This is a genomic window from Streptomyces piniterrae (genome assembly GCF_005048155.1).
GTDB classification, from domain to species: domain Bacteria; phylum Actinomycetota; class Actinomycetes; order Streptomycetales; family Streptomycetaceae; genus Streptomyces; species Streptomyces piniterrae.
The window spans coordinates 761,409-784,568 of the sequence record NZ_SUMB01000001.1 but is presented as its reverse complement, the minus strand read 5'-3'; the positions used below and the strand labels follow the sequence as shown (position 1 = coordinate 784,568).

The window sequence follows — 23,160 nt, the reverse complement described above, 5'->3', positions numbered from 1 at the left end:
TTGCAGAAGGTTGGGTTGGGCAGGTCAGCGCGGTGGCTGACCTGCCTTGTTCATGCTGTTTGGGCGAGTTGTGCATGGTGGCGACTGCTTGGACGGGTGGTGGAGACCGGCTCCTTTCTGACGGCAGTCGCGGAGGATCTTCCAGTTCTTCATGCGGGCGAAGGTGTGCTCAACTCGGGCGCGTACGCGTCGGTGTTCGGCGTTGTCTCCCTCTTGAGCCCGCAGCAGGGGGCGCCCGGCTCTCTTGCGGTGCGGGACGATGAGGCCGGTGCCCAGGTATCCGCCGTCGGCGATGACGGTGGTGCCTTCGCAGCGGGCGGGCAGGCCGGAGGCCCGCCAGACGTGGGCGTCGGCTTTGTTGCCGGGTGCTGGACGGGCGGTGGCGACGACCAAGCGGGTGTCAGCATCGATGATGACCTGCACGTTGGCCGAGAACCGGCTAGTTGCGGGACGAGACCCCCACCGTTCGGTCGCGGACGGGGATGAGCGTGCCGTCCACGATCCACAACCGATCGACATCGGCGACGGGTCGCGGGGCCGGCTCCAGCGCGAGCAGGGGCCGCAGCCGCTGGATGACTCGACAGACGGTGGCCGGGGAGATGCCGAACAGCGGGGCGAGCTGCCGCATCGTGAGGTTGGTGCGGTAGTAGACGGCCACCAGCAGCACGCGATCGGCCAGTGGCAGGCACCACGGCCGCCCGCCTCCCGGCCCTTTGTTTCCCCGCTCCCGCACCACCTTCAACAGGCCCTCGAAGCCACTCATCCGCAAGCCCGTGAACGTCTCCACCCACAACCGCTCAGCCGGCAACACCCCACCCATACAGGGAAAATGCCCAGCCGACCACGTTCTGCAACACCCTTTAGTTGGAGTCACCGATGGCGTGGTCCGGGCGAATTTGCGCGTCTGCCGGAAACCGTCATCAGGGCTAGGGTCACTGCGTCGTGCCCTAGCCTCGATCTTGCATAAGGGTCCGTCAGCAAGCTGACGGACCCTTTCTGCTCGTTCAGAGCGGAGATTTCGACTTGTGGGCATGCTGGTGGCCCGGCTGTCGCGTCGGGTGGGCGCCGGGTTCCACTGCTCCGGCGGGTGGAGCTGCTCGCAAGGGCGGGAACGTGCAGGTCAGCCAGGGTTTGGGAGAGCGTGGAGCCGGTCCAGGGCATCGGTGATTACGTCGGTCCATGGCCAGTGCTTGGCGAGACGGAGGATGCGGCGGCGGCCGGTGCTGACGAGCTGGGCGGCGGCGGAAAACAGTCTCAGCCGCAGGCGGCGGGGCTCCCACAGGCGGGCGTTGCCGGTCATGGCGAGCATCGGCATCCAGGCCAGCAGGTCGAGGGCGATCTGCACGATCTCCAGCCAGATCTGGTTCTGCGCCGCATCGTGCAGGGGCAGGTTGCGCAGGCCGGTGGCGCGGGCGGCGCGGATACGGTCCTCGGCACGTGCCCGCTGACGGTGACGCAGCTCCAGTTCCGCGATCGGCGTGTGGATGGTGTTGGTGGCGAAGCACCTCAGCCGTATCCCGTCGGCGTCGGTGAAGCGCAACTGGGCGCCGGGATGCGGCCGTTCCTTGCGCACGATCAGCCGCAGCCCCTTGGGCCAGCCGGTCAGGCAGTCGCCGGCCAGTTCGGTGACCCAGGCGCCGTCGCGGACCTCGCCGTCGGGTTCGACGGCCGGCGTCCAGGCCGAGGCCGGGACTGTCAAGACGGCCTGGTGGATGGCGTCGGTGATGGTCATGCCGACCGAGTACGACAGCCATCGGCCGCGCTGGGCGAGCCAGGCGACGAACTCGTGGGTGCCGCCGCCGGAGTCGGTACGGATCAGTGTCTGCCGTCCGCGCCGGAACCGCTTCGGCAGTTGCGCCAGGGCCAGCTTCGCGGCGGTGATGTGGTCGCTCGCAGTGTTGGAGCCCGCGTTGCCGGGCCGCAGCAGTGCGACGACCGGTTCGCCGGACCCGCCCCGGCCATGGTCGACGAATCCCGTCAGCGGGTGGTGGCCGAAGGTCTTCTTCCAGGTCGCGGTGGCGTCCTGCTTCTCGGAGTGTGCCAGGACGAGGACGCCGTCCAGGTCCACGATCACCTGCCCGTCGGCGTCCGGCGCCGCCTCACCGGCCAACCGCCAGACATGTTCACGGACTTCGGCACGGGCCGTGCGGATCGCCACAAGGGCCCGCTCCCCGCCCGATGCAAGCTTGTCCACCAGCCGGGAGACCGTCGGGTCGGAGGTCACCGGCCCGAACACGGCCGGCTCGGCCCGCAGCATGGCGACATTGGCCAGGCAGTCCCCGCCCAGCGCGACCGCCAGCGCCACATCCAGCAGGATCTTGCCCGGATCGTGCACCGCCTGTGGCCGTCGCCACGGCGCCAGCGCCGCCGATATCGCCGTATCCAGACCGCTCTTGCGGACCGATTCCACCAGCAGCACGGCTCCGGCCTGGGAGACCACTCCACGACCGTCACCCTCGACGCGGACAGACGGGTAGGACCCGAGACGCTTCTTCACCTCGGAAGTGCTTCTTTCCTCGCAGCCAACAGGACCCTCAGTGAACGTCTTTCAACCTGTCCCGCGAGTGTGAAAGGGCAGGTCAGGGTAGTGTGACGACGCGAGGCTCCTGGTCGTTGCGCTGGTGTTCTCTACGCACCGCGCTTCGCCCGAGGAGCCTCGCTTGGTTCCGTATCCTTCCACGCTCGACGTCCCGTACGAGCTGGTCGAGCATGTCTCCTGGCTGCTGTACGCCCGAAGGCGTGAACTCGGCACCAGTGGCGGCGGTTGGGCTGTTTCAAGCAGGCCCTGCTGGCGCTGGCCCACCTGCGGAAGAATGAGACGTCCGCGCAGGTCGGGGCCGGTTTCGGCGTCTCGGAGACGACGGCCTGGCGGTACGTCGACGAGACACTCGAGATCCTCGCGGCCTGGGCGCCCGGTCTCCGTGAGGCCCTGGTGGCCTGGGTGAGGGCGACGTCGTCATCGTTGACGGGACACTGATGCCAACCGACCGGATCGCCGCGGACGAGCCGTACTGTTGAGTCGGCATGGAGCGCGGTACTGGTGTTGCATCAGCCGCGTCGTGCAGGCCGTCCACACCCTCCTGACCTGCGACTATTCAGGTTGAAAGAGGCTCAGTAAGTCCTATCGTTGCAGGTCAGGAGCACTTCTCGCATTTATGATCAAGCCTCGGACAGCCGCGGCGCATCCGGACCGGGAAACCCCGGGTCGCGCACTCCGGTCATGTCGACCGGCCGCCAGACCTTCAGTGAGTGGGCGAGTGGGCGTACAGTGGAAACTGCGTGCGAGCTGCACGCAGTTTTTTCAGGGGAGATCTGATGGGCGGCGACACTATGGCATTGCTCGGCACACGACGGCCCCACTCCGAGGTCCGGTGATGAGCGGGGTGCGTCGCAGCGCACTGATCGGGCCGGTTCTCGTACTGGCCACGCTGGTTTCGAGCATTGTCAGCTCGTTCGGTGCCCCGCTCATCCCCACTGTCGCCCAGGACTTCGATGTGTCGCTGAGTACGGCGCAGTGGTCGCTGACGGTCGCGCTGCTGGTCGGAACGGTCGGCTCACCAGTTCTGGGCCGGCTCGGGGACGGTCCCGGACGGCGGGCGACGCTGCTCGGTGGCCTGGCCGTGGTCACCGCGGGCGGTGTCGTGGCCGCGCTGGCCGACGGCATGGGAATGCTGCTGGTCGGCCGTGGGCTGCAAGGTGTCGGCCTGGGGCTGGCACCCCTGGCGATCGCGACGGCCAGGGACGCCCTGCCGCAGGCCAAGGTGGCGCCGACGATCGCGCTGCTGTCGGTCTCGGCCGCGGCAGGCCTGGGCGCCGGATACCCGATCAGCGGGTTGATCGCCGGGACATGGGGTCTCTCGGGCGCGTACTGGTTCGGGACCGTCGTGTCCGGCCTGACCCTGGCGTGCGTCGCCGTGATCGTGCCGCCGAGCCGGGAGCGGCACGATCCCGGCCGACTCGACTGGCCGGGCGCCGTTCTGCTCGCGCTGGCACTGGTCTCCGCGATGGTGGGCGTGTCCCAGGGCTCGGAGTGGGGCTGGGGCTCGCCTGCAATCACCGGCTTGCTGGTGGCCGGGGCTCTGTTACTGGTGATCTGGAGCGTCCAGCAGCTGCGCGCGGCCAGCCCGCTGGTCCGGCTGCGGCTGCTGCGCCACCCCTCGGTGCTGTCCGGGGACGCCTGCGCCCTGGTGCTGGGTGCCGCGATGTACATGGTGCTCACGGGGATGACGGAGTTCGTTCAGTCCCCGCGCTCGGGCGGATTCGGGTTCTCCGCGTCCGCTCTGGTGGCCGGGCTCGTGCTGATCCCGCTCTCCGTCCTCATGTTCGCCAGCTCGCGCGTCCTGCCGAGCCTGGTGGCCCGCATGGGAATCAGGGCGCTGTTGACGCTGGGCTGTCTCGTCGCGGCACTCGGTTCCGGCTTCTTCGCCCTCTTCCACGGAAGTCTGTGGCAGGCCTTCGTGATGACCGGCATCCTCGGTGTGGGCCTGGGCACGACCTTTGCCGCAATTCCCGGCCTGATCACGCAGTCTGTTCCGGCCCGGGAGACGGGCAGCGCCATCGGCTTCTTCCAGGTGCTCCGCTTCGTCGGCTACTCCCTGGGCAGCGCACTGACCGCTACCGTCCTGGCCACCCACCTCGGCGGCACGGGCCACCCGACGGAGAGCGGCTACACGTCGGTGCTGTGGACCTCCACCGGCATCTGCGTCGTCGCCGCTGCGCTCGCCTGGTTCCTGCCGGCTGGTTCTCCCCAGCCGACGCCGACGGAGGAGACGCCGACGGAGTCCGATCGTGCACGGACCGGCGCCGACGACGATGAACCACGCGCCGGAGCGCAGCCCGAGCAGCTCGAGTGTGCGCACGAGGAAGGGGCGAACGACGGCCGGTAGGAGTCCACGACGTACCCCTCGACAACGACTCTGCCGCGCCCCCAGGAGGACACGGTGTATGCCAGCCGCACGTATTATGCCCCCATGGCGGACATGGCCTTGGCGCGGGATCTGGAGCAAGCATTGGGACGGTTGCTGTTGAGGCGGAACCGCAGCGCGCTGTACGACGCGGTCCTCGACGCCGCCCCGGTCGGGGTCGATCGCCAGACCTACCCTGTGCTCAGCGGTTTGGCCCGGCTCGGGCCGCAGACCGCGGCCCGCCTGGCCGACGAGGTGGGAATCGACCGCTCCGGAACGAGCCGCTATGCCGACCGACTTGAAGCCGCGGGGCTGCTCGCGCGCAGTCCCGATCCCAACGATGGGCGGAGCACGCTGCTTTCGCTGACCCCGAAGGGAACCGAAGCTGTGGCGTTGCTCCGGGACGCGCTCACCAAGCACCTCGCGGACAGGATCCAGGACTGGCCCGACTGGCAGACGCAAGCACTCATCGACGGGATCCACCTGCTCGTCGACGCACCCCAGGGCTGACGGTTTCTCGGGACCGGAACCGGCCCTCCCCAGCCGTTGCCAGGGAGGGCCGAGGAGGACCTGGGAGGGCCCGACACGGGGTCGGGCCCTCCATCCTGCCCACCGGCTGGCGCGGCCTCACACGACCTCGATCAGCCGACCGGCAGCTTCACCGGAAATGCCGGGGGTCAGTACCGGGCTGACCACACACGCGCCGCCGCTTGGGGCGATTCGTGACGAAGCATGTTGTCCAGCTGGATTTGCCGGGCGACGAACTCGCCGTTGGTGCGCGTGGAGCCGATGAGGAGCGAACGCACTACCCTGCCCTCCGGCAGCCCCGCGTAGTACAGGCCAGGCAGTGCACCCACCCCCCGGGTGTGAACGGGCGCGCCTTCCTCGTCCAGCACGGCGGCGGGCAGGAGCCGGTAGTCGGGGACGAACCCCGTCGCCCAGACGATCGTCGAGATGTCGTTGTCGCGCAGATCCAGCTCCGGCCCGTAGCTCGACAGAAGGTCCATATCGACGACGGTGGCGGGTGTCCGAGGGGGTGCCTCCAGCCCCCGCTCCGCGATCGCCGCGTCGATCGCCTTCAGCAGTTCCTGCTCGGCGCTGGCGGCGGCCTCCGCAATCTGCCGGACGTTCTCGTCCAACAGCAGGACGTCTTCTTTCGCGTTCCGCACGGAGCCGACGAGTCGCACGCCCTGCCTCGCGAGGATCGACAGGTTTAGGTCCCGCCCGCCGTCCCGGCCGCTGAGCACTGACGCCCCGGGTATGGACGGTGAGAGGCCGCGTCCTACCGCCGCGGATTCGAAGTCACCCTGGACCGACATGAAGCGCAGCCAGTCGAGCACGCACAGGCCTCGGTAGAAGCGCGGCGCGGTCTTGTGCCGACCGACGGCGAGGTACACGTCCCGGCCCGATTCCCGCAGGTCCTCGGCCACTTGCTGGCCGCTGCTCCCGGCCCCCACGACGAGGACGGCGCCGTCGGGCAGGGACTGCGGATTGCGGTACTGGGAACTGTGGATCTGCGTGACGGAAGGGTCGATGCGGGCAGACAGGTCGGGTATGCGCGGGGAAGAGTACCCGCCCAGGGCCGCGACGAGGTTGCGGGACTCGATGGCCTCGTCGCCACCGTCGACATGGACGCGGAAACGCGCGCCGTCGTACGCGGGGTTGTCGATCGGGGCTTCGACGGATTTCACACGGGTTTTCTCCCGGACGCGAAGACTCATTTCGGAGACGTACCGCTTGAGCCGTTCCGCGACTTCCCGCGCTGGCATGAAGCCCTCCGGGTCGTCCCCGTCGTAGGGGCGCCCGGGGAAGTCGACCAGCCGGTTGGGCGTGTTGACGTAGAGGCTGTCCCAGCGTCCGTGCGCCCATGCCTGGCCTATTTCGCCCTGTTCCAAAACCAGGGAATCATAGCCGAGCAGAGCGAGCGAGCCTGCTACGCCACACCCCTGCTGCCCGCCACCGATGATCAATGTCTCGACGAACATATAAAGCCACTTCTCTCGTCAGTGTGCCTGTTTTCTTCAGCCCTGCGGCGCCGACTGCATGCGAACCATCGGGCAGTTCGCCCTGCGGGTCAGGCGGTACGGGCACGCCCGGCCTCCGGAGCGACCAGCTCGGCAGCCTGAAGACCGGAGAGCACGGCCGCACACGCGTGGTAGGCGGGCGAGCCGACCGTGTTGCCGACGTGGTAAACGCCGGTCGCGGCGTCGCGGATGGCCGGCTTGCCCGTACCGGCGGGCAAGATGTCCTGGATGGAAACGCGCCGCAGACCGTGCTCGTTCTTGAACTGCGTGGGCGAGACGAGCCGCTGGAAGACGATGGCGGAGGCGAATCCGGGAATTATCCTGTCCAGTTCGCCCGTGATGTAGTTCCGTACCGCTGTGCTCGTCGGCTCGTCGAGTTCCTCGACTCCCCGCGGATAGTAGAAGTACACGTTGAAGGACCGGTACGCCTCGGTGGCAGCGCAGGGGAAGATGTGGAACCCGAACCGGTCCGGGAGGCGTCCCGCGTCGAGGGCAGCCATGCTCCGGCCGAGCCCCGCCGGCAGGTTGCCGACGGTGTGGACGCCGGAAGGGAACGGCGCTTCGGGGCGCGTGGCGATATGGAGCGTCGCCAACTCCAGCCCGGAGCGGGGCTCGTTGCTGCTGAACCGCCCCTTCCCGGAGACGACGGTTCGCGTGTGGAATTCTCCGCGTGACGTCGTGACCGCCTTGCCCCCGTCGGTGTCGCGGATCCCGTGGACGTCGGTGTCGTAGTGAATGCTGCCGCCGAGCTGGGACAGCCGTTCGACCAGGGCCTCGGTGATCTGCTCGGGGCCCTCGATGGGGGTGATCAGGTTGTCGTACCCGTAGTCGGGGTTCTTGCTCGACCCCTGCAGGAACCAGTCGAGCCGGTGCTTTGCGGGGTCGAGGCCGGATACGTACGACGGCAGCGTCCTGAAGTCCGCGTACCCGGGGTCGCGCACGGTCGCTTCGAGAAGCTGTGCCGCACTCTCGAACTTCTCATCGAAGCCCGGCTGACTGACGGCCTCGGCCAGGCGGTCGCTGTCGGCCTTGTGGCGCGCCAGCGTTTCCTGGGTCTCGGGCGTCGGCGGGAGCACGTACTTTTCGTCTCCCACGTGCCAGACGGACGCGTGCTCGTTGAAGGTAAGGCTCACCCCGATCTCGGAGAGATACCGCCGCATGCTGGATCCGAAGTCGTTGCAGGCGAGCGTGAACTTGTACCCGTTGATGTGGGTGCTTCCGCACAGCCCGCCGGGCACGCTCCGCCGTTCGAGAACGGTCACCGAGCGCCCCCGCTGCAGGAGCGAGATGGCGCTGACGAGGCCGGCCAGGCCCGCGCCGATGACGATCACGTCAGGAACAGCCGCGTGATCACTCTGTTGTGCAGCGTCTTGCTCTGCCAGTTCTGCGTCGTGTGTGGTCATGTCAGCGCGCCCCTTCCCTCTGAGTCAGGCAATCATTGAGCAGCTTGGTGATCTGACCGATCTGTGGTTCGTCCATCACCGAGAAGTGGTCTCCGGGGATGGTGTGCATCTCGATGCCGCCCCGGCAGTAGTGCTCCCACCAGGTGTCCGCGTGGGGATCGAGGAGCGTGTCGCGCTCCTCGGCCCGGAAGTAGACGGCCGGCACGGGGCAAGGCTTCGGGTAGTAGCGCGCCAGCGCGAGGTTCGTCTGCATCACCACGCCCCTGATCAGCGGGTCTTCGGCGATCGCCGTTCGCAGAGCCGATGTGGATTCGGGCGCGATGCCGAGCAGCGTGTCGACCATCTTCTCCACGTCCTCGACGTCCTTGAGCGCGTGCGAGTCGTCCGAGGTCACGGTGTCGATCATGACGACCAGAGGCGTGTCGATGCCGCGTTCGATCAGCTGGTGCGCCATCTCGTAGGAGACCACTCCGCCGGAGGAGTGTCCGCCGATGATGTGCGGCCCTTCCGGCTGGACCGCCAGCAGCTCGTCAACGTAGCGCGAGGCCATCTCGGGGATGCTCTCGTACGGCTTCTCGCCCTCCTCAAGTCCGACGGCACGGAATGCGTAGACCGAGCGGTCGCTGCCGAGGTTCTGCGCGAACGCCTGGTACGTGAAGACCGTTCCGCCGATGGGCTGGACCATGAAGATCGGCGTCCGGTCGGGCTTGCCCCGCTGCAGCTCGGTCAGGATTCCCGACCTCGCCTCGCCCTGGCCTTCGCCCTGACCCGCGAGCTGTTGCAGGTGGCTGATCAGCTCGCCGAAGGTGGGATGCTCCAACAGCAGGTGCGCACCTACCGGGGTGCCGAGTTCCCGGCGCACCCGCGAGCTGAACTCGACGGCCAGCAGGGAGTGCCCACCCTGGTCGAAGAAGTTGTCGTCCTGCCCGGGATCCGCGACGCCGAGCAGGTCGGCCCACACGGTGGTGAGCGTGGTCGTGACCTCGGCGCCGTCGGTGACCGTCGTCCGCGGGCGCTCGGCCGTCGCCGGCGGTGCGCTCTTCTTCGCGGCGACCGTCTGCCGTTCGAACGGGTAGGTCGGCAGCTGGACCCGAGCGTGTGGTGCGTCGGAGTCGAAGGCTTCCCAGTCGATGTCTACGCCGTCGCACCACAGCTGCCCGACGGTCTCCAGCAGTGTGTCCCGCTCGGTGCGCTCCGCCGTGGGCGCGGGCAGGGGCGACATCGCGCGTCGGGCCGTCGCGGCCTGCGGGTGCAGTCGCGCGAGCGTGGCCATCGTCCTGCCCGGCCCGACCTCAAGCAGCACGGTGTTGTCGTCGCCCGATTCCAGGAGCGTCGCGAGCCCCTTCTCGAAAAGGACGGTCTGGCGCAGATGCTTCGCCCAGTACATCGGATCCGTGATCCCGGACTGCGGGAGCCACTCGCCGGTGACGTTGGACACGACCGGCACTCTCGGGGCGTGGCCGGCGATGGTGGCCGCCGAGCGGGCGAACTCGTCCAGGAAGGGTTCCACCAGCGGTGAGTGCAGCCCCGCCTTGATGGGGAGCCGCCGTGCTCGGATGCCGTCGGCTTCCAGCGTCGACCGGAACGCTTCGACCGCGTCCAGCGGCCCGGACACCGTATGGGAGCGGGGTCCGTTCCGCGCCGCGACGCTCAAGGTGTCGGGCAGCCGAGCGGTCAGGTTGTCGCCGTCCAGCGCGACGGCCAGCATCGCCGATTCGGGCAGCTCGTCGCACAGCTTGCCACGCAGGGCAACGAGGTGGGCCGCGTCCTGGAGAGACAGCATCCCGGAGACGCATGCGGCGGTGTACTCGCCGAGGCTGTGGCCGACGACGGCGTCCGGGCGGATGCCCCACGAGTCGAACAGGCATGCCAGCGCGTACTCCGTCGCGAAGATGGCCGCCATGTTCCTCGACGGGCGCAGGAGGAGTTCCTCGGCTGCTGCCGCGTCCTTGTCACCGGGGAAGACGAGTTCCCTGATGTCGATGCCGAGGCTTGTGGCGAACAGGTCCGCGCACTGGTCGAGCGCCGCACGGTAAACCTGATGGTTCTCGTAGAGGTCCTGGCCCATGCCGACGTGCTGGGTGGTGACCCCGGGAAACATGAAGACCAGCCGGAGGGAGCTGCCCGGATCGGCCACCCCCGTGAGCGCCTGGTGCTGCTCCTCGGGGCGCAGGGCCGAGGCGGCCTCTTCCGCGGTCCGGCAGACGACGGCGCGCCGGTGCCTGAGTGCCCTCCGCCCGTGCCGCAGGGTGAAGGCGACGTTGTCGAGCCGGGGATCCTCCTTGCTCAGATGCTCGGCCAGCCGCTGGGAGACGGTGTCAAGAGCAACTGGTGTGCGAGCCGACAGCGGGATCAGCTCGCTCCGGGCGCTGTTGCGGGTCGGGCCGGGCGAGGGGGGCTCTTCCACGACGAGGTGGGCGTTGGTCCCGCCGATGCCGAACGCGCTGACCGCTGCCCTGCGCGGTCCCGGGCCTGCTTCGGGCCAGGGGATGGTGGTGTCGTTGACATAGAACGGGCTGTTCGGTTTGCCCAGCTCGGCGTTCGGACGCCGGAAGTGCAGCGTCGCCGGTATGACTCCGTTCTTCACTGCCAGTGTGGCCTTGATGAGGCCGGTGACCCCGGCGGCCGCGTCGAGATGCCCCAGGTTGCTCTTGGCCGAACCGAGGGCGCAGAACCCGGCTCGGTCGGTGTCGGCGCGCACGGCCTGCGTCAGCGCACTGACCTCGACGGAGTCGCCGAGAACGGTGGCGGTGCCGTGCGTCTCGATGTAGGAGATGCTCTCGGCCGTGACACCGGAGGTTTCCCAGGCTGAACGGACGACCTGGCGCTGCCCCTCGATGCTCGGTGCGAAGAAGCCGACCTTGAGGGAGCCGTCATTGTTGATGGCCGATCCCCGTATCACCGCGTGCACGGTGTCGTGATCTGCGAGGGCCCGGTTCAGGGGCTTGAGTACGACGATGCCGACGCCGTTGCCGGGCAGGGTGCCCTGTGCGTCCGCGTCGAAGGGGCGGCAGACGCCGTCCGGCGACAGGATGCCGCCGTCCTCGTAGCGGTAGCCCGCGCTCTGCGTCAGCCCCACGCCCCCTGCGAGAGCCATGTCGCAGTCGCCCTCGATGAGACTGCGGCACGCCATGTGGACGGCGACGAGCGACGTGGAGCAGGCTGTCTGCACGTCGACCGCGGGGCCGGTCAGGCCCAGCCGGTACGCGACCTGGGTGGCGAGGTTCTGCCACGGGTTGCCGTTGATGAGGCGCCGTTCGGACGTGCTGCCGGGCTCGGCTCCCGCGGCGGCGAAACGTTCCGCCCAGTCGCGGGGGAACGACGAGCCGCCGTAGACCCCGACACTGGGCAGTCCCTGCGTCTTCGGGCCGTATCCGGAGTCCTCCAGAGCAGCCCAGGCGGTCTCCAGGAACAGGCGCATCTGGGGATCCATGAGGTCCGCGTCCGCGGGGCTGAGTTCGAACAGCTGGGAGTCGAATCCGTCGCGGTCGGCGAGGATGCCGGCCGAGGGAACCCAGTCCGGTTCTTCGGGACCGTCGATGCCGTGCGTGATGCCTTCCTGGCCGTCGCGGAGCAGTGACCAGAGTTCGTCGACACTCTGCGCGCCGGGGAACTGTCCCGACATACCGATGACGGCGATTGCCCGGTCGTCGCCCGGGATCTCCGGCTCGGGCCGGCGTGGCGCGGCCGGGCGTGCTGCTGTCGGCACGTTTTCGACCAGGTCGGCGAGGTGAGCGGAGTACGTGCGCAGTGTCGGGTAGTTGAAGACGTCGATCAACGCCAGGTCGAGGACGTCGAACTGCTCGGTGACCCTTCGGTGGATCTCCGGGACGTGGAGTGAGGAGCCGCCGACGTCGAAGAGCGTGTCGTCCAAGCCGATGTCGGTGACGCCGATCGTCTCTTCCCAAATCGTCCTGACTGCCTCGACCAGCGCCGTCGTACCACCCGAGATCCGCCGGTCCGGTGGCGTGTCCCGTACCGGGCGGCCGGTCGTGCGGGTTGTCGCCGGACCGGTCTCCTCCAGCTGTGCCACCCAGTTCCCGACCTGGCGGTCCGGGGCTTCGACGCACGATTCGAGCAGGCCGCACAGCCCGTTCAGGAGGCGGGTCATCGAGTCTTCGGCAAACAGGTCCGCGCGGTATTCCAGCTCCAGCCGGAGTCCGGGCTCCGCGTCGACACGGTTTGCGATCATGTGCAGCGTCAGGTCCCACTTCGCGCCGATGGGCCGGCCGTGCCGGTACTCGACGTCGATGCCCGCCGAAGTGAAGCTGCGGCGCTGCACCTCCTGCGACACGATCCCGACCTGGAAGATCGGTGTGGGGCCGGCTGCCCGGGCGCCTCCGAGCTGGTCGACGAGGTGGGGGAAAGGGACGTCCTGGTGGTCGTGGGCGCCCAGTACGGTGCCCCGTACCCGGCTCAGCAGCTCTCGTACGCTCCCCGAGCCGGAGAGGTCGCTGCGCAGCGGGACCATGTTGAGGAAGTAGCCGACCGTCCGGTCGAAGCCGGCCGGGCGGTTCGCCAGCGGGGCGCCGACCACGACGTCGCTGGTTCCCGTCCAGCGGGCGAGCGCCGCCTGATACGCCGCGAGCACGATCATGAAGGACGTGAGGTGTTCCGTGCTGCCCAGCTCGCGCATCCGCCGCACGGTCTTGGGCGAGAGGGTCGCCTGGACGACGGCGGCCGGGCCGGTGGCAGAGGCGGGCCGTTCGTGGTCGAGAGGCAGCTCCAGCTCTGCTGGCGCTCCGTCCAGTTGCCCGCGCCAGTAGGAGATGCTCGGCGCGAAGCCGTCGGTGCGGAGCTGCTGGTTCTGCCAGGCGGCGAAGTCCGCGAAGGGGCGGGAGGGTTCGAACTCGGGGTTCGCGTGCCCCGCCGCTGCGGCGTATGCCTGTGTGAACTCCTCGAACAGCACGTCTAGCGACCACCCGTCAACGGCGACGTGGTGGACGACCAGGACGAGGACATGGGTCTTCGGCTCCACCCGGAGCAGGGCTGCTCGCAGCAGGGGGCCGTGAGCCAGATCGAAGGGCTTTCGGGTCAGCTGCTCCACCAGATCGTTCTGGACAACTGGAGCATCCGTTCCCGACTCGGATGTCAGTTCGTGCAGTTCGAGGGGGATCCGCGTCGGCTCGCTGACGATCTGCTGCAGCTTCCCCTCGACCATCTGCAGATTCGTGCGGAGCGCCGCATGACGACGGACGAGTTCGGTAAGGGTGTCCTGCACCTTCCCCGGCTCGACGGATCCGCGGATGGTCAGGAGGGCGGTCTCACTGTAGGCGCGATCCTCGGGCGCAAGCTGCTCCTGGAGCCACAACCCGAACTGTCCCGACGTCGCCGCGACCGGGTCGCTCTCGTCATGGGCGTCGATCGTGACCTGGTGGCCCGACGTCGGACCCTTGCCGTCGGCTCGGTCTTCGATCAGTGTCGCCAGTTCCCTGACAGTGATGCCGCCCAGGACGCACGAGAACGGTATGTCCGCGCCGTGGTTTCTGCGTATCCACTCGACGATCCGGCCTGCCATCAGCGAGTCGCCGCCGAGGGAGTAGAAGTCGTCACCGGTACCGATGGGCGTGATCCCCATCAGCTCCTGCCAGTACGCGACCAGGCCGCGCTCGGTTTCCGTCCGCGGCACGACGTACTCCGTCGACAGGTTCTGCCGGCTGTTCTCCGGCGCTGGAAGGGCGTTCCGGTCGACCTTGTTGTTGGGCGTGAGCGGAAAGCGTGGCATGGGCACGAACGCCGTCGGCATCATGTAGTACGGCAGTCGCTCGGAAACGTGCTGGCGTAGCTCGCTCGCGGCCGGTGGTTCGGCGCTCGAACAGGTCAGGTATGCGGCCAGCCGCTTCTTGCCGGGCTCGTCCTCGCGGAGGAGAACCACCACGTCATTGACGTCCGGGTGAGACGCGAGAGTGTTCTCGATCTCGTTGAGTTCGATGCGGTGGCCGCGCAGCTTGACCTGGTGATCCACTCGGCCGACGAATTCGAAGTCACCCTCGGAGTTCATGCGGCACAGATCCCCGGTGCGGTACATACGGGCGCCGGGAACGAACGGGTCGGGAAGATAGCGCTCGGTGGTGAGCTCAGGGCGCCCCAGGTAACCTGCACCCACCGGAGCCCCGGAGATGTACAGCTCTCCCGGTTCACCGTCGGCCACCGGCTTGCCTGAAGCGTCCAGCAGGTAGATCCGGGCGTTCCTGACGGGCCGTCCGAACGGTGGCAGGCCGCCGACCGGCGGCTCCGGAGGCAGGAACTTCGTCGCGACACACACGGTGCACTCCGTGGGGCCGTAGATCTGCAGCACGTCGAACGGAATGTGCGGCGGCAGCCAGGTGGTGACCTGCTCGCCGCCTGTGACCAGGCACCGCAGGGCGGTCTCGGCCGGCCACTCCTCGGCGAGGCATGCCTCTGCCACTCTCGTGGTCAGGAAGCCGACAGTGATCTGGTTGTCGACGAACCAGCGCACCGTCGCTGCCGGCGAAATGACGACCTCGCGGTGGACGACGTACACCACAGCTCCCGCGGCGAGCGGCGCGAAGATGTCGAGGATCGCCGCGTCGAATCCGAGGTTGGTCGCATGCGCCATCCGGCTGTCCGCGTCGACCACGCCGGATTCCAGGCACCACTGGACGAAGTTGCTGATGTTCGCGTGGGTGAGCAGCGCGGCCTTGGGGGTTCCGGTCGATCCGGAAGTGTAGAGCGCGTACGCGATATCGTCGCCCGAAACATCGACGGGAACTTCGGCAGACATTCCCGTCGCGTCCCGTGACACGTCCATGTCCAGGCGCACTGCCTGTTCTGGTTCGACCCCGACCTTTTCCGCCACGTCCGTCGTGGTGACCGTGAGCGTCAGGCCGCTGTCTTCCCTGATGAAGGCCAGTCGGGAAACGGGCTGTTCGAGTGCGAGCGGCACACAGGTCGCACCTACCTTGAGGATCGCCAGCAGGGACGCCACAGCGTCGATTCCCCGAGGCAGGCACACCCCGACGAGATCGCCGCGCTGCACGTTCCTGGCCAGAAGCTCGGCGGCGATGGTGTTGCTCCGTCGGACCAGGTCGGCATAGGTCACCGACTCGGCTCCGTCGACTACGGCCGGATCGTCGCCGTTTATCGCTGCTTGTTTTTCCACCAGGAGATGGACTGGAGTGTCGGGGCCAGCCGTGGCCGCACGTCCAGGAGCCACCAGCAATTCATCGGAATTCTGGGTCCCCGTCACCTTGGTTTCAGTTAACGGTCGCTGCTCCGCTTCTCTGCTCATGACTGTTTCTCCTCTTCATACAGTCTCAACAACGAACTACCGGGGATCTTCACTGGATTTTGGGGTGCTCCCCGTCACGTGTATCGCCGCCGGCCCGACACCGGGACATCGGCCACGCCGGGTGAGGTCCACCGTCAGCCGCGCGAGGCCGCGCCCTGCGAGGTGCGGCAAGCGATCACGCGCTACGCCCTCCGGTACCTGGCTCGCGATGATTTCCCTGTTGGCGTGTCACGCGAAGTGGCCTGGTCGGAAGGCTTGGCGGGTTAGCGGTCTGTGTGGGAGTGATTACAGGAGCGGCCGAGGCGGCCGGCAAGAGTGGGCCCGAGGGGCAAGCGCACTCCGCCGCAGGTGCTTGCGGTGACCTGGCTGCCCGCCGCAGGTACTTGCGGTGACCTGGCCGCCCCTTTGACCATCACGTGCCTGTCCATACGTCCCCCGTCGTGTCCATGCGATGTGCACAGGTCCGAGGACCCTAACACGCTACGTGCGCATCGCACGCAAAACACGGAACGGGGTGCTGAACTGCCCAGTAGGTCGGGTAGTTGGGAGTTGAAGCTTGCCGTTCGGGAGCTTGCCGGGCGGGGTGAGCGTGCAGGCCCTCGCCGACCCCTTCGGTCGACTGCTGTGGGCCTCACCGGCCCTGCCCGGCGCCGTCCACGATGTCCGCGCGGCCCGCGAGCACGGCATTGCTGACGCTCGCCGGGGCCGGTGTTCGCGCTGGGCCGACAGGAGATACCGAGGCGCTGGCGGCGCGGGCTGCATCCCGTGCTGGGGGCGAGGGGAGACCGACACGGAGTCGGTGGCCGGTCTTGGTGCCGTGGCCTGAGCTCGGGCAGATTGAGGGCCCGAGTGTCGTCTCGGGTGGACGCCGGGTTCCACTGCTCCGGCTGGAGGGTTCTCTCGTAGGGACGGGTGAATCCGCTGGTCAGCCGGGATCCGGCAGGACGGTGAGCCGGTCGAGGGCGGCGGTGATGCGGCTGGTCCAGGGCCAGTGCCGGGCCAGGCGGAGGATCTGCCGGCGGCCGGTGGTGGCGAGTTGCCCGGCCGCGCTGAACAGCCGGAGCCGTAGGCGGCGGGGTTCCCAGAGCCGGGTCTCGCCGGTCAGCGCGAGCATCGGCATCCAGGCCAGCAGGTCGAGTGCAATCTGCACGATCTCCAGCCAGATCCGGTTCTGGGCGGCGCGGTGCAGGGGCAGGTTCCGCAGACCGGTGGCCCGGGCGGCCCGGATCCGGTCTTCCGCGCGGGCCCGCAGGCGGTGACGAAGCTCCAGCTCGGCGATGGGACGGCTGGTGCTGTTGGTGGCGAAGCAGGTGATCCGCATGCCGTCCGCGTCGGTGATCCCCAACTGGGCTCCGGGATGCGGCCGTTCCTTTCGGACGATCAATCGCATGCCCTTCGGCCAGTGCTCGAGCAGGTCGCCGGTGAGCTCGGCGACCCAGGCGCCGTCCCGGATCTCGCCGTCCGTCTCGACGGCGGAGTCCAGGCCGAGGCCGGGATCTTCATGACGTGCTGGTGGATCGCCTCGGTGATCACCATGCCGACCGAGTAGGACAGCCACCGTCCCCGCCGGGCGAGCCAGGCGACGAAGTCGTGGGTGCCGCCCGCGGAGTCGGTGCGGATCAGGGTCTGACGTCCGCGCCGGTACTTCTTCGGCACTTGGGCCAGGGCCAGTTGAGCGGTGGTGATGTGGTCGGTGATGTCGGCGTTCGAGCCGGCGTTCCCGGGCCTGAGCAGGGCTGCCACCGGCTCTCCGGTGCCGCCCGGCCCGTGATCGACGAACCCCATCAGCGGGTGGTGGCCGTAAGTCCGCTTCCAGGTCGGGGCCGCGTCCTCCTTGTCGGAGTGCGCGATCACCAGCACCCCGTCGAGATCGACGGTCACCGTCCCGTCGGCATCGGGCGCTTCCCGGTCAGCCAACTGCCAGACGCATCCGCGCGCTTTCGGACCGCGCGGAACGGATGGCCTGCAGAGCTCGGTCGCCGGAGGCGGCGAGGGCGTCGATCAGGCGGGAGACCGTCGGGTCCGACGCGACCGCCCCGAACACGGCCGGCTCGGCCCGCAGCATGCCGACATCGGTGAGGCAGTCCCCGCCCAGCGCCACCGCCATGGCGACGTCCAGCAGAATCTTCCCTGGATCGTGGACGGCCCGCGGCTTCCGCCACGGTGTCATTCGCCGCGGATATCGCGGTGTCCAAGCCGGCCTTGCGGACGGTCTCGACGAGTAGCACGCTCCCGGCCTGCGAGACCACCGTCCCGCCGCCGCCCTCGATGCGGACACGCGGGTACGACCCGATACGCTTCTTCACCTGGAGAGTGCTTCTTTCCGTGCAGCCAACAGGACCCTAGACAAGTTCCATCGTTGCAGGTCAGGAACACTCTCCGCTTAGGTGTGCGTCGAGGGAGAGGCGACGACCTTGATGTAGCCCTCGGCGTCCAGCTCGAGCTGACCGGTGAACAGCTCGGTGCTGCGGCGGTGTCGGCCGGACGGGGCGTGAGGCGGCTCGTGAGATCGCCGCCCGGCTCGAGTAAGCGCCCACCCGCGACGACGGCGGCCCCGTGCGAGGGCTGAGAGGAGCCCGGTTCGGGCCCCCTTGATGTTCACGAGAATGGGATCTGGCACAACTTCCTTTTGGAGGGGTGTCCGCGGTGGCGATGGGTTCGGTTTCGGGGCGGGTGATTCCGCCGTTGGCAGTCCGGATGGCACGGGCGAGCAATCCACTGAGCCGGGGCGCGCTGCTGGCGGGCCCCGGCTCTGGGTGGCGCTCACTGCATGGTTGCTTTCAGCATCTGCTGGTGCAGGGCGGCCGGTCGTCGAGCCTGCTGCGTGTCGGACAGGCGGAGGGCCGCCCCCCATGCGCTCCTACGGCCGCCCCGGGGCCGCTCTCCCGTGCCATCTGCGCTTGGGCTGCTGGGCACGAATCAGGGGCTGGCGATGATCCTTACCGCGGCGGCCACGTCGCCCCTGGGACCGTGTGCAACCGCGAACATGACCATCTCGCCCGCCCGCAGGTAGGGAAAGGGTCGACCCATGATCTGGGTGAAGTGCACGAAGATATCCTTCTGCTGACCGTTCGCGCGGTAGCGGATGAAACCGTATCCCTTCTCTATGTTGTACCAGAGCACCACACCTATTTGTGTTTGTACTTGGACCGTGCGAGCAGCGGTGGTCGTGGTGGCAGCCTGCGCTGTTTCGGGTGTTCCGAGAACTGCTACGGCGACGCTACCTGTAACGGCTAAGGCCGCGGTGGTGGCGACAATGCCGTGACGAATTCGACCCATGGGTAGGTACTCCTTTTCCAGGTCCAGCCGATGGCGGATTGCCTGTCGGCCGGCTGCGGAAGGACGTTAGGAGCCGTCTTTGTGAGAATCCTGTGACTCTCAAGGCCCGCAGTTCGGTGGGCGCAGCTCCGCCACGTCGAGGAGCTTGTCGATGACCAATTGAGTCCCTTCGACGTGGGCGCTTTTGATCGATGTCGCTGTTCCGTGGTATCGGCGCGTCAGGGCTGATACCACGGGTCGATGGTTGACGCGAATGGTTGCGGGTGCTGGGGGGCACCCCCGAAGCCAGCTGCCGCTTCGTCTCCCCGTGGCGTCATTCGCGTGAGGCCACTGCCGCCCGCTGCTCAAGCACACGGGACACGGCGTGCCGGAGATTTGCGTCAGGTCCTGCGGCGACCTCGTCAAACCGAGCCACTACTTCGGGCCCCGCGCCCTGGGGAGAGCCGGCGTCGAACGGCGGCTTGGGATCGTATTCCATGCCCAACTGGGCGAATTTCGCCGCCTCTTCACCGAGAGTGTGCGCAATGACCGTGAGTCCGAAGTCGATGCCCGCGGTCACACCGCCGCCGGAGAACCTGTTCCGGTCGATGCACACGCGCTCCGTCGACACCTCGACGCCCAGCCGTGCCAGATGGTCACGAGTGGCCCAGTGCGTTGCCGAGCGATAGCCGTCGAGCAACCCGGCCGCGGCGAGGACGAGCGATCCGGTGCAGACCGAGGTGACATAGGAAGCCGTCGCACCACGATCGGCCAGGAACGCGATGGCCGCGCTGTCGAGCATCGCCTCCTCCACTAACCCGCCGGGCACGAACAGGATGTCCAGCCGGTCGGGGCAGTTCTCGAATGTGACGGTCGGAGTGATCGCCACTCCACAGTCGGAGAAAACCGGTTCGAGTGTGGCGGACACCAAATGGACCTTCATTCCCGCGAACGTGAAGGCCGTGTGGGGACCGATGAAATCAAGTGTGGTGTGACCGTTGAAAAGAAACATGCCGACTTCCAGCGGTCTTTCGGTTCCGTGAGTTATCTCTTCGCTCATGTCGGCCACGCTAGTAGTCGAGTTAACCGTGATCGAGTGGCTGTTCTGACATGGTGCGCTATTTTTCTGCCATGCAGCAGTCGTCCACGCCTCCCGCCACCGCGGCCCACAACCTTGCCGTCCTGGTCCTGGACGGCGTCGTGACCTTCGATCTGGGCGTGCCGCTCCTGGTGTTCGGCGCCATGCCCGATGACTACCGCACCGCTCTTTGCACATCCGAGCCGGGAACGGTGGCCAGTCTCGACGGCTTCTCACTGAGCGTCAGCCACGGGCTGGACACCCTGGTTCGGGCCGACACCGTCGTCGTCCCGGGCTACGACCTGGACAGACGCGTTCCGGCCGCCACACTGCAGGCGCTGCGCCAGGCCCACGCCAACGGGGCACGTATGGTGTCCATCTGCTCCGGTGCCTTCGCCCTGGCCGAAGCCGGCCTGCTCGACGGGCTGAGCGCTACTACGCACTGGCACGCGGCGGACCGCCTGGCCAGAGACCACCCGGCCGTGACCGTGGACCCTGACGTCCTCTACATCGACCACGGCCAGGTGCTCACCTCAGCCGGCGCCTCCGCCGGTCTCGACCTGTGCCTGCACCTCATCCGCCGTGACCACGGCGCGGCCGCCGCCAACGCCGTAGCCAGAATCGCGGTCGCAGCACCGCACCGTACCGGCGGGCAGAGCCAGTACATCAAGCGGTCCATACCCCAGACATCCGGGCAATCGCTCGCCCGGACCCGGGAGTGGGCACTGCACCACCTCGGCGAGCCGCTGCCGATACGCCGACTCGCGCAGCATGCGGCCCTGTCAGAGCGCACGTTCGCCCGGCGCTTCGTCGAAGAGGCCGGCGTATCTCCGGTCCAGTGGCTGCTGACCGCTCGAATCGACCTCGCCAAACAGCTCCTCGAATCCGGTGACCACAGCATCGACGAGGTCGCCCGGCGCGTCGGCCTCGGTACCGCCGCCAACCTCCGCGCCCGCTTCCACAAGGCCACCGGCACCAGCCCATCCGTCTACCGCCGGGCGTTCACCCGCCGATGAGACAGCCGGCCGTCAGCGAGTTCGGCGCCGGCGAGGCCCATCATCGAGGCGATGGTCGGCCGCCTGGGTTCGATCGGCAGCAGAAGGCCAGCGCGGTGACCTTCTCGATGACCTCTCAACTTCCCTCCGCATAAAGAATCCGACAAGAACGCGACAAGGAAGCATCCGGCCACCTTTTCGTTGATCATTTCTCCTTAATACTCCAGCTGTAGATCGCGATCTTGACTGGTCGGGGCCGGTGCGGAGACGGGTGCGGCCACCGTTGATCATCGTGAGTTGTGTTGACTTACGAAGAGGCGATGGCCGCGGGTCACAGCAGAGATCCCGTCCGTTGGCGGGAGGCGTTCGAGGTGGCCATGGGCCGGATCGCGGGCCGGTTCGCCCGCGTCGAACCCCGCCTGCGGGCCGGGCGGTCGGTGCTGGGCCTGCTGTCCGACCTGCCGCGCAAGAACTGCTGGACCATCGCGGAGCGGGCCGGGGAGACCAGCCCGCACGGCATGCAGCACCTGCTCGGCCGGGCCAAATGCGACGCCGATGCGGTCCGCGACGACGTGCGCGCATACGTCGTCGAGCACTTCCACGATGAGGCCGCGGTGCTGGTTGTCGACGAGACCGGCGACGTGAAGAAGGGCACCCATACCGTCGGCGTCCAGGCCAGTACACCGGAACGGCTGGACGGATCGAGAACTCCCAGGTCGCTGTCTACCTCGTCTACGCCGGCGAGCGCGGTCACGCGGCGGTGGACCGTGAGCTGTACATCCCGCGCTCCTGGACGTGCGCCCCGGACAGCTGCCGGTCAGCCGGACTCGGTGAGGACACCGTCTTCGCGACCAAGCCAGACCTGGCCCGCACGATGATCGAACGGTTCCTGGACGCCGGACACCAAGTCGGCTGGGTCACCAGGGACGAGGTCTACGGCGGCAACCCAAGACTCCGCACGGCTCTGGAGGAACGCGGCATCGGCTATGTCCTCGCGGTGGCCTGCTCGGCCGAAGTGCCCACCGACGCAGGCAAGTTCCGCGCCGATGCCCTGGTGAAGAAGGTGCCGAAGCGGGCCTGGCAGAAGCTCTCGGCCGGACGCGGCGCGAAGGGGCGCGGTTCTATGACTGGACCGTCATCGACCTCGCCGAGGCAGCCCCGGGCCGCCGCCAGCTGCTGATCCGCCGCAACCGCAGCACCGGTGAACTCGCCTACTGCCGCTGTCACTCCGCCACGCCGGCATCCCTGGCCACCCTGGTCAAGGTCGCAGGTTCCAGATGGCGGGTGGCCGAGACCTTCCAAACCGAGAAGGGACTGGCCGGGCTGGATGAGCCCAGGTCCGCCGCTACCCCTCGTGTGCTCGCTGGGTCACCCTCGCGATGCTGGCTCACGCCTTCCTCGCCGTCGTCCGGGCCGACGAACACGCACACCGACCCACTCCGGACGACCTGATCCCGCTGTCCTGCAACGAAATCTGCCGCCTGTTCATCGCGCTCGTCGTCCGGCCCGTACGCGACGCGGCCCACCGGCTTGCCTGGTCCGACTGGCGCCGCCACCAGGCACGATCACGCACCAGTCACTACCGGCGGCAAGCCGCATCCCAGACATGAAGATCACGATCTACAGCTGGAGTACTAGGCAGTCCGCACCCCGCCGCCCACCTGAGCTCGTCGCGCCCCACCTCGGGGAGCCAGGGGCGGGGTCGTCTATGTTTCAGAGGGCCGCGTCACACCTGCCAAGACTGGGTGATGCGTTCAAGCCATCGCTCGAGCAGTGCGGTCTCGGTGGCTCCAGGGCCTTGGTGCCGACGAGGGCGAGCTGCGCTCGCAGGGTCAGGGTGGCGTTGTGCAACGAGCCAGCCTCTCCCTGTGTCGCTGCCTCGGTGAGCACGTGCGAGTACACGGCTTCGCGCATCCGGTGAGAGAGTGCGGCAGCCACTGGGACCTGTCACCGTAGGTACGGCACATCCTTCGCACCGATTGTGCGCGGGCGCAGAGATCCTCGCTCACCCGGAACGAACACGCACCACCACTCAGCGCTGTCAGCCTTGGAGCCGTGTTCCCGGTGGTGGCGCGGAGCGTGGGTACGAGGCCTCGGCCGCAGGCCCCGCCCGCCCTATTGAGTCTCCAGTTCTCCGATCCGGGCCACCGTCGTCCCTCTCTTCGGGCATACCCACACCGCCGTGTCCGTGCGGACTGTCGCCGTCAGCGGATGCGTGTCCGGGTCTGTCGGGCACTGTGGCCAGA

10 protein-coding genes and 6 pseudogenes are annotated in these 23,160 nt (G+C 68.1%); 8 read left to right on the top strand and 8 right to left on the bottom strand.

The genetic code is table 11. The features are described 5' to 3' along the window. Positions 1–67: 67 nt before the first annotated feature. Together FCH28_RS03400 and FCH28_RS03395 are read right to left on the bottom strand one after the other, a co-directional pair. Positions 68–820, bottom strand: a pseudogene (locus FCH28_RS03400) (transposase family protein); the annotation flags it as partial. A gap of 300 nt (positions 821–1,120) precedes the next feature. Continuing rightward, positions 1,121–2,497 carry an IS1380 family transposase gene (locus FCH28_RS03395; protein WP_136738115.1) on the bottom strand — a complete coding sequence of 459 codons (1,377 nt, stop codon included), beginning with the start codon at positions 2,495–2,497 and terminating at the stop codon, positions 1,121–1,123. 121 nt (positions 2,498–2,618) lie between these two features. Here FCH28_RS03395 and FCH28_RS03390 point away from each other — a divergent pair. From FCH28_RS03390 to FCH28_RS03380, 3 genes and pseudogenes are all read left to right on the top strand, one after another. Then, positions 2,619–3,012, top strand: a pseudogene (locus FCH28_RS03390) (transposase family protein); the annotation flags it as partial. A gap of 362 nt (positions 3,013–3,374) precedes the next feature. Next, complete coding sequence (locus FCH28_RS03385) at positions 3,375–4,886, top strand: MFS transporter (protein WP_136738114.1); 1,512 nt, start codon at positions 3,375–3,377, stop codon at positions 4,884–4,886. Positions 4,887–4,970: 84 nt separating this feature from the next. Continuing rightward, complete coding sequence (locus FCH28_RS03380; protein WP_136738113.1) at positions 4,971–5,414, top strand: MarR family winged helix-turn-helix transcriptional regulator; 444 nt, start codon at positions 4,971–4,973, stop codon at positions 5,412–5,414. 167 nt (positions 5,415–5,581) lie between these two features. On the opposite strand, the gene FCH28_RS03375 is transcribed toward FCH28_RS03380, so the two are convergent. From FCH28_RS03375 to FCH28_RS03365, 3 genes are all read right to left on the bottom strand, one after another. Continuing rightward, positions 5,582–6,889, bottom strand: a complete 1,308-nt coding sequence (locus FCH28_RS03375) for a flavin-containing monooxygenase (RefSeq protein ID WP_136738112.1) — start codon at positions 6,887–6,889, stop codon at positions 5,582–5,584. Between the two features lie 89 nt (positions 6,890–6,978). Next, positions 6,979–8,331: a phytoene desaturase family protein gene (locus FCH28_RS03370; protein WP_136738111.1), complete on the bottom strand. Its 1,353-nt coding sequence runs from the start codon at positions 8,329–8,331 to the stop codon at positions 6,979–6,981. Between the two features lies 1 nt (position 8,332). Continuing rightward, complete coding sequence (locus tag FCH28_RS03365; protein WP_136738110.1) at positions 8,333–15,583, bottom strand: non-ribosomal peptide synthetase/type I polyketide synthase; 7,251 nt, start codon at positions 15,581–15,583, stop codon at positions 8,333–8,335. 580 nt (positions 15,584–16,163) lie between these two features. Between FCH28_RS03365 and FCH28_RS40000 the strand changes: the two are divergent. Then, a pseudogene (locus FCH28_RS40000) lies at positions 16,164–16,370 on the top strand (transposase family protein); the annotation flags it as partial. Positions 16,371–16,508: 138 nt separating this feature from the next. Here FCH28_RS40000 and FCH28_RS03355 read toward each other — a convergent pair. The 3 genes and pseudogenes from FCH28_RS03355 to FCH28_RS03345 form a co-directional block, all read right to left on the bottom strand. Continuing rightward, positions 16,509–17,889 (bottom strand): annotated as a pseudogene (locus FCH28_RS03355) (IS1380 family transposase). Positions 17,890–18,502: 613 nt separating this feature from the next. Further along, the gene (locus FCH28_RS03350; RefSeq protein WP_136738109.1) at positions 18,503–18,862 is read right to left on the bottom strand and encodes a cold shock domain-containing protein; all 360 of its coding nucleotides are present in this window, start codon (positions 18,860–18,862) and stop codon (positions 18,503–18,505) included. 313 nt (positions 18,863–19,175) lie between these two features. Further along, on the bottom strand, positions 19,176–19,901 hold the full coding sequence (locus FCH28_RS03345; RefSeq protein WP_136738108.1) for a DJ-1/PfpI family protein: 726 nt from the start codon (positions 19,899–19,901) through the stop codon (positions 19,176–19,178). Between the two features lie 71 nt (positions 19,902–19,972). Here FCH28_RS03345 and FCH28_RS03340 point away from each other — a divergent pair, with 71 nt between their 5' ends. From FCH28_RS03340 to FCH28_RS38895, 4 genes and pseudogenes are all read left to right on the top strand, one after another. Continuing rightward, positions 19,973–20,935 carry a GlxA family transcriptional regulator gene (locus tag FCH28_RS03340; protein WP_136738107.1) on the top strand — a complete coding sequence of 321 codons (963 nt, stop codon included), beginning with the start codon at positions 19,973–19,975 and terminating at the stop codon, positions 20,933–20,935. Between the two features lie 299 nt (positions 20,936–21,234). Further along, positions 21,235–21,735, top strand: a pseudogene (locus FCH28_RS38905) (transposase); the annotation flags it as partial. Beyond that, positions 21,651–22,094 (top strand): annotated as a pseudogene (locus FCH28_RS38900) (transposase); the annotation flags it as partial. The pseudogenes FCH28_RS38905 and FCH28_RS38900, both read left to right, overlap by 85 nt. 199 nt (positions 22,095–22,293) lie before the next feature. After that, complete coding sequence (locus FCH28_RS38895) at positions 22,294–22,524, top strand: hypothetical protein (protein ID WP_246102323.1); 231 nt, start codon at positions 22,294–22,296, stop codon at positions 22,522–22,524. The last annotated feature ends 636 nt before the right edge of the window (positions 22,525–23,160 follow it).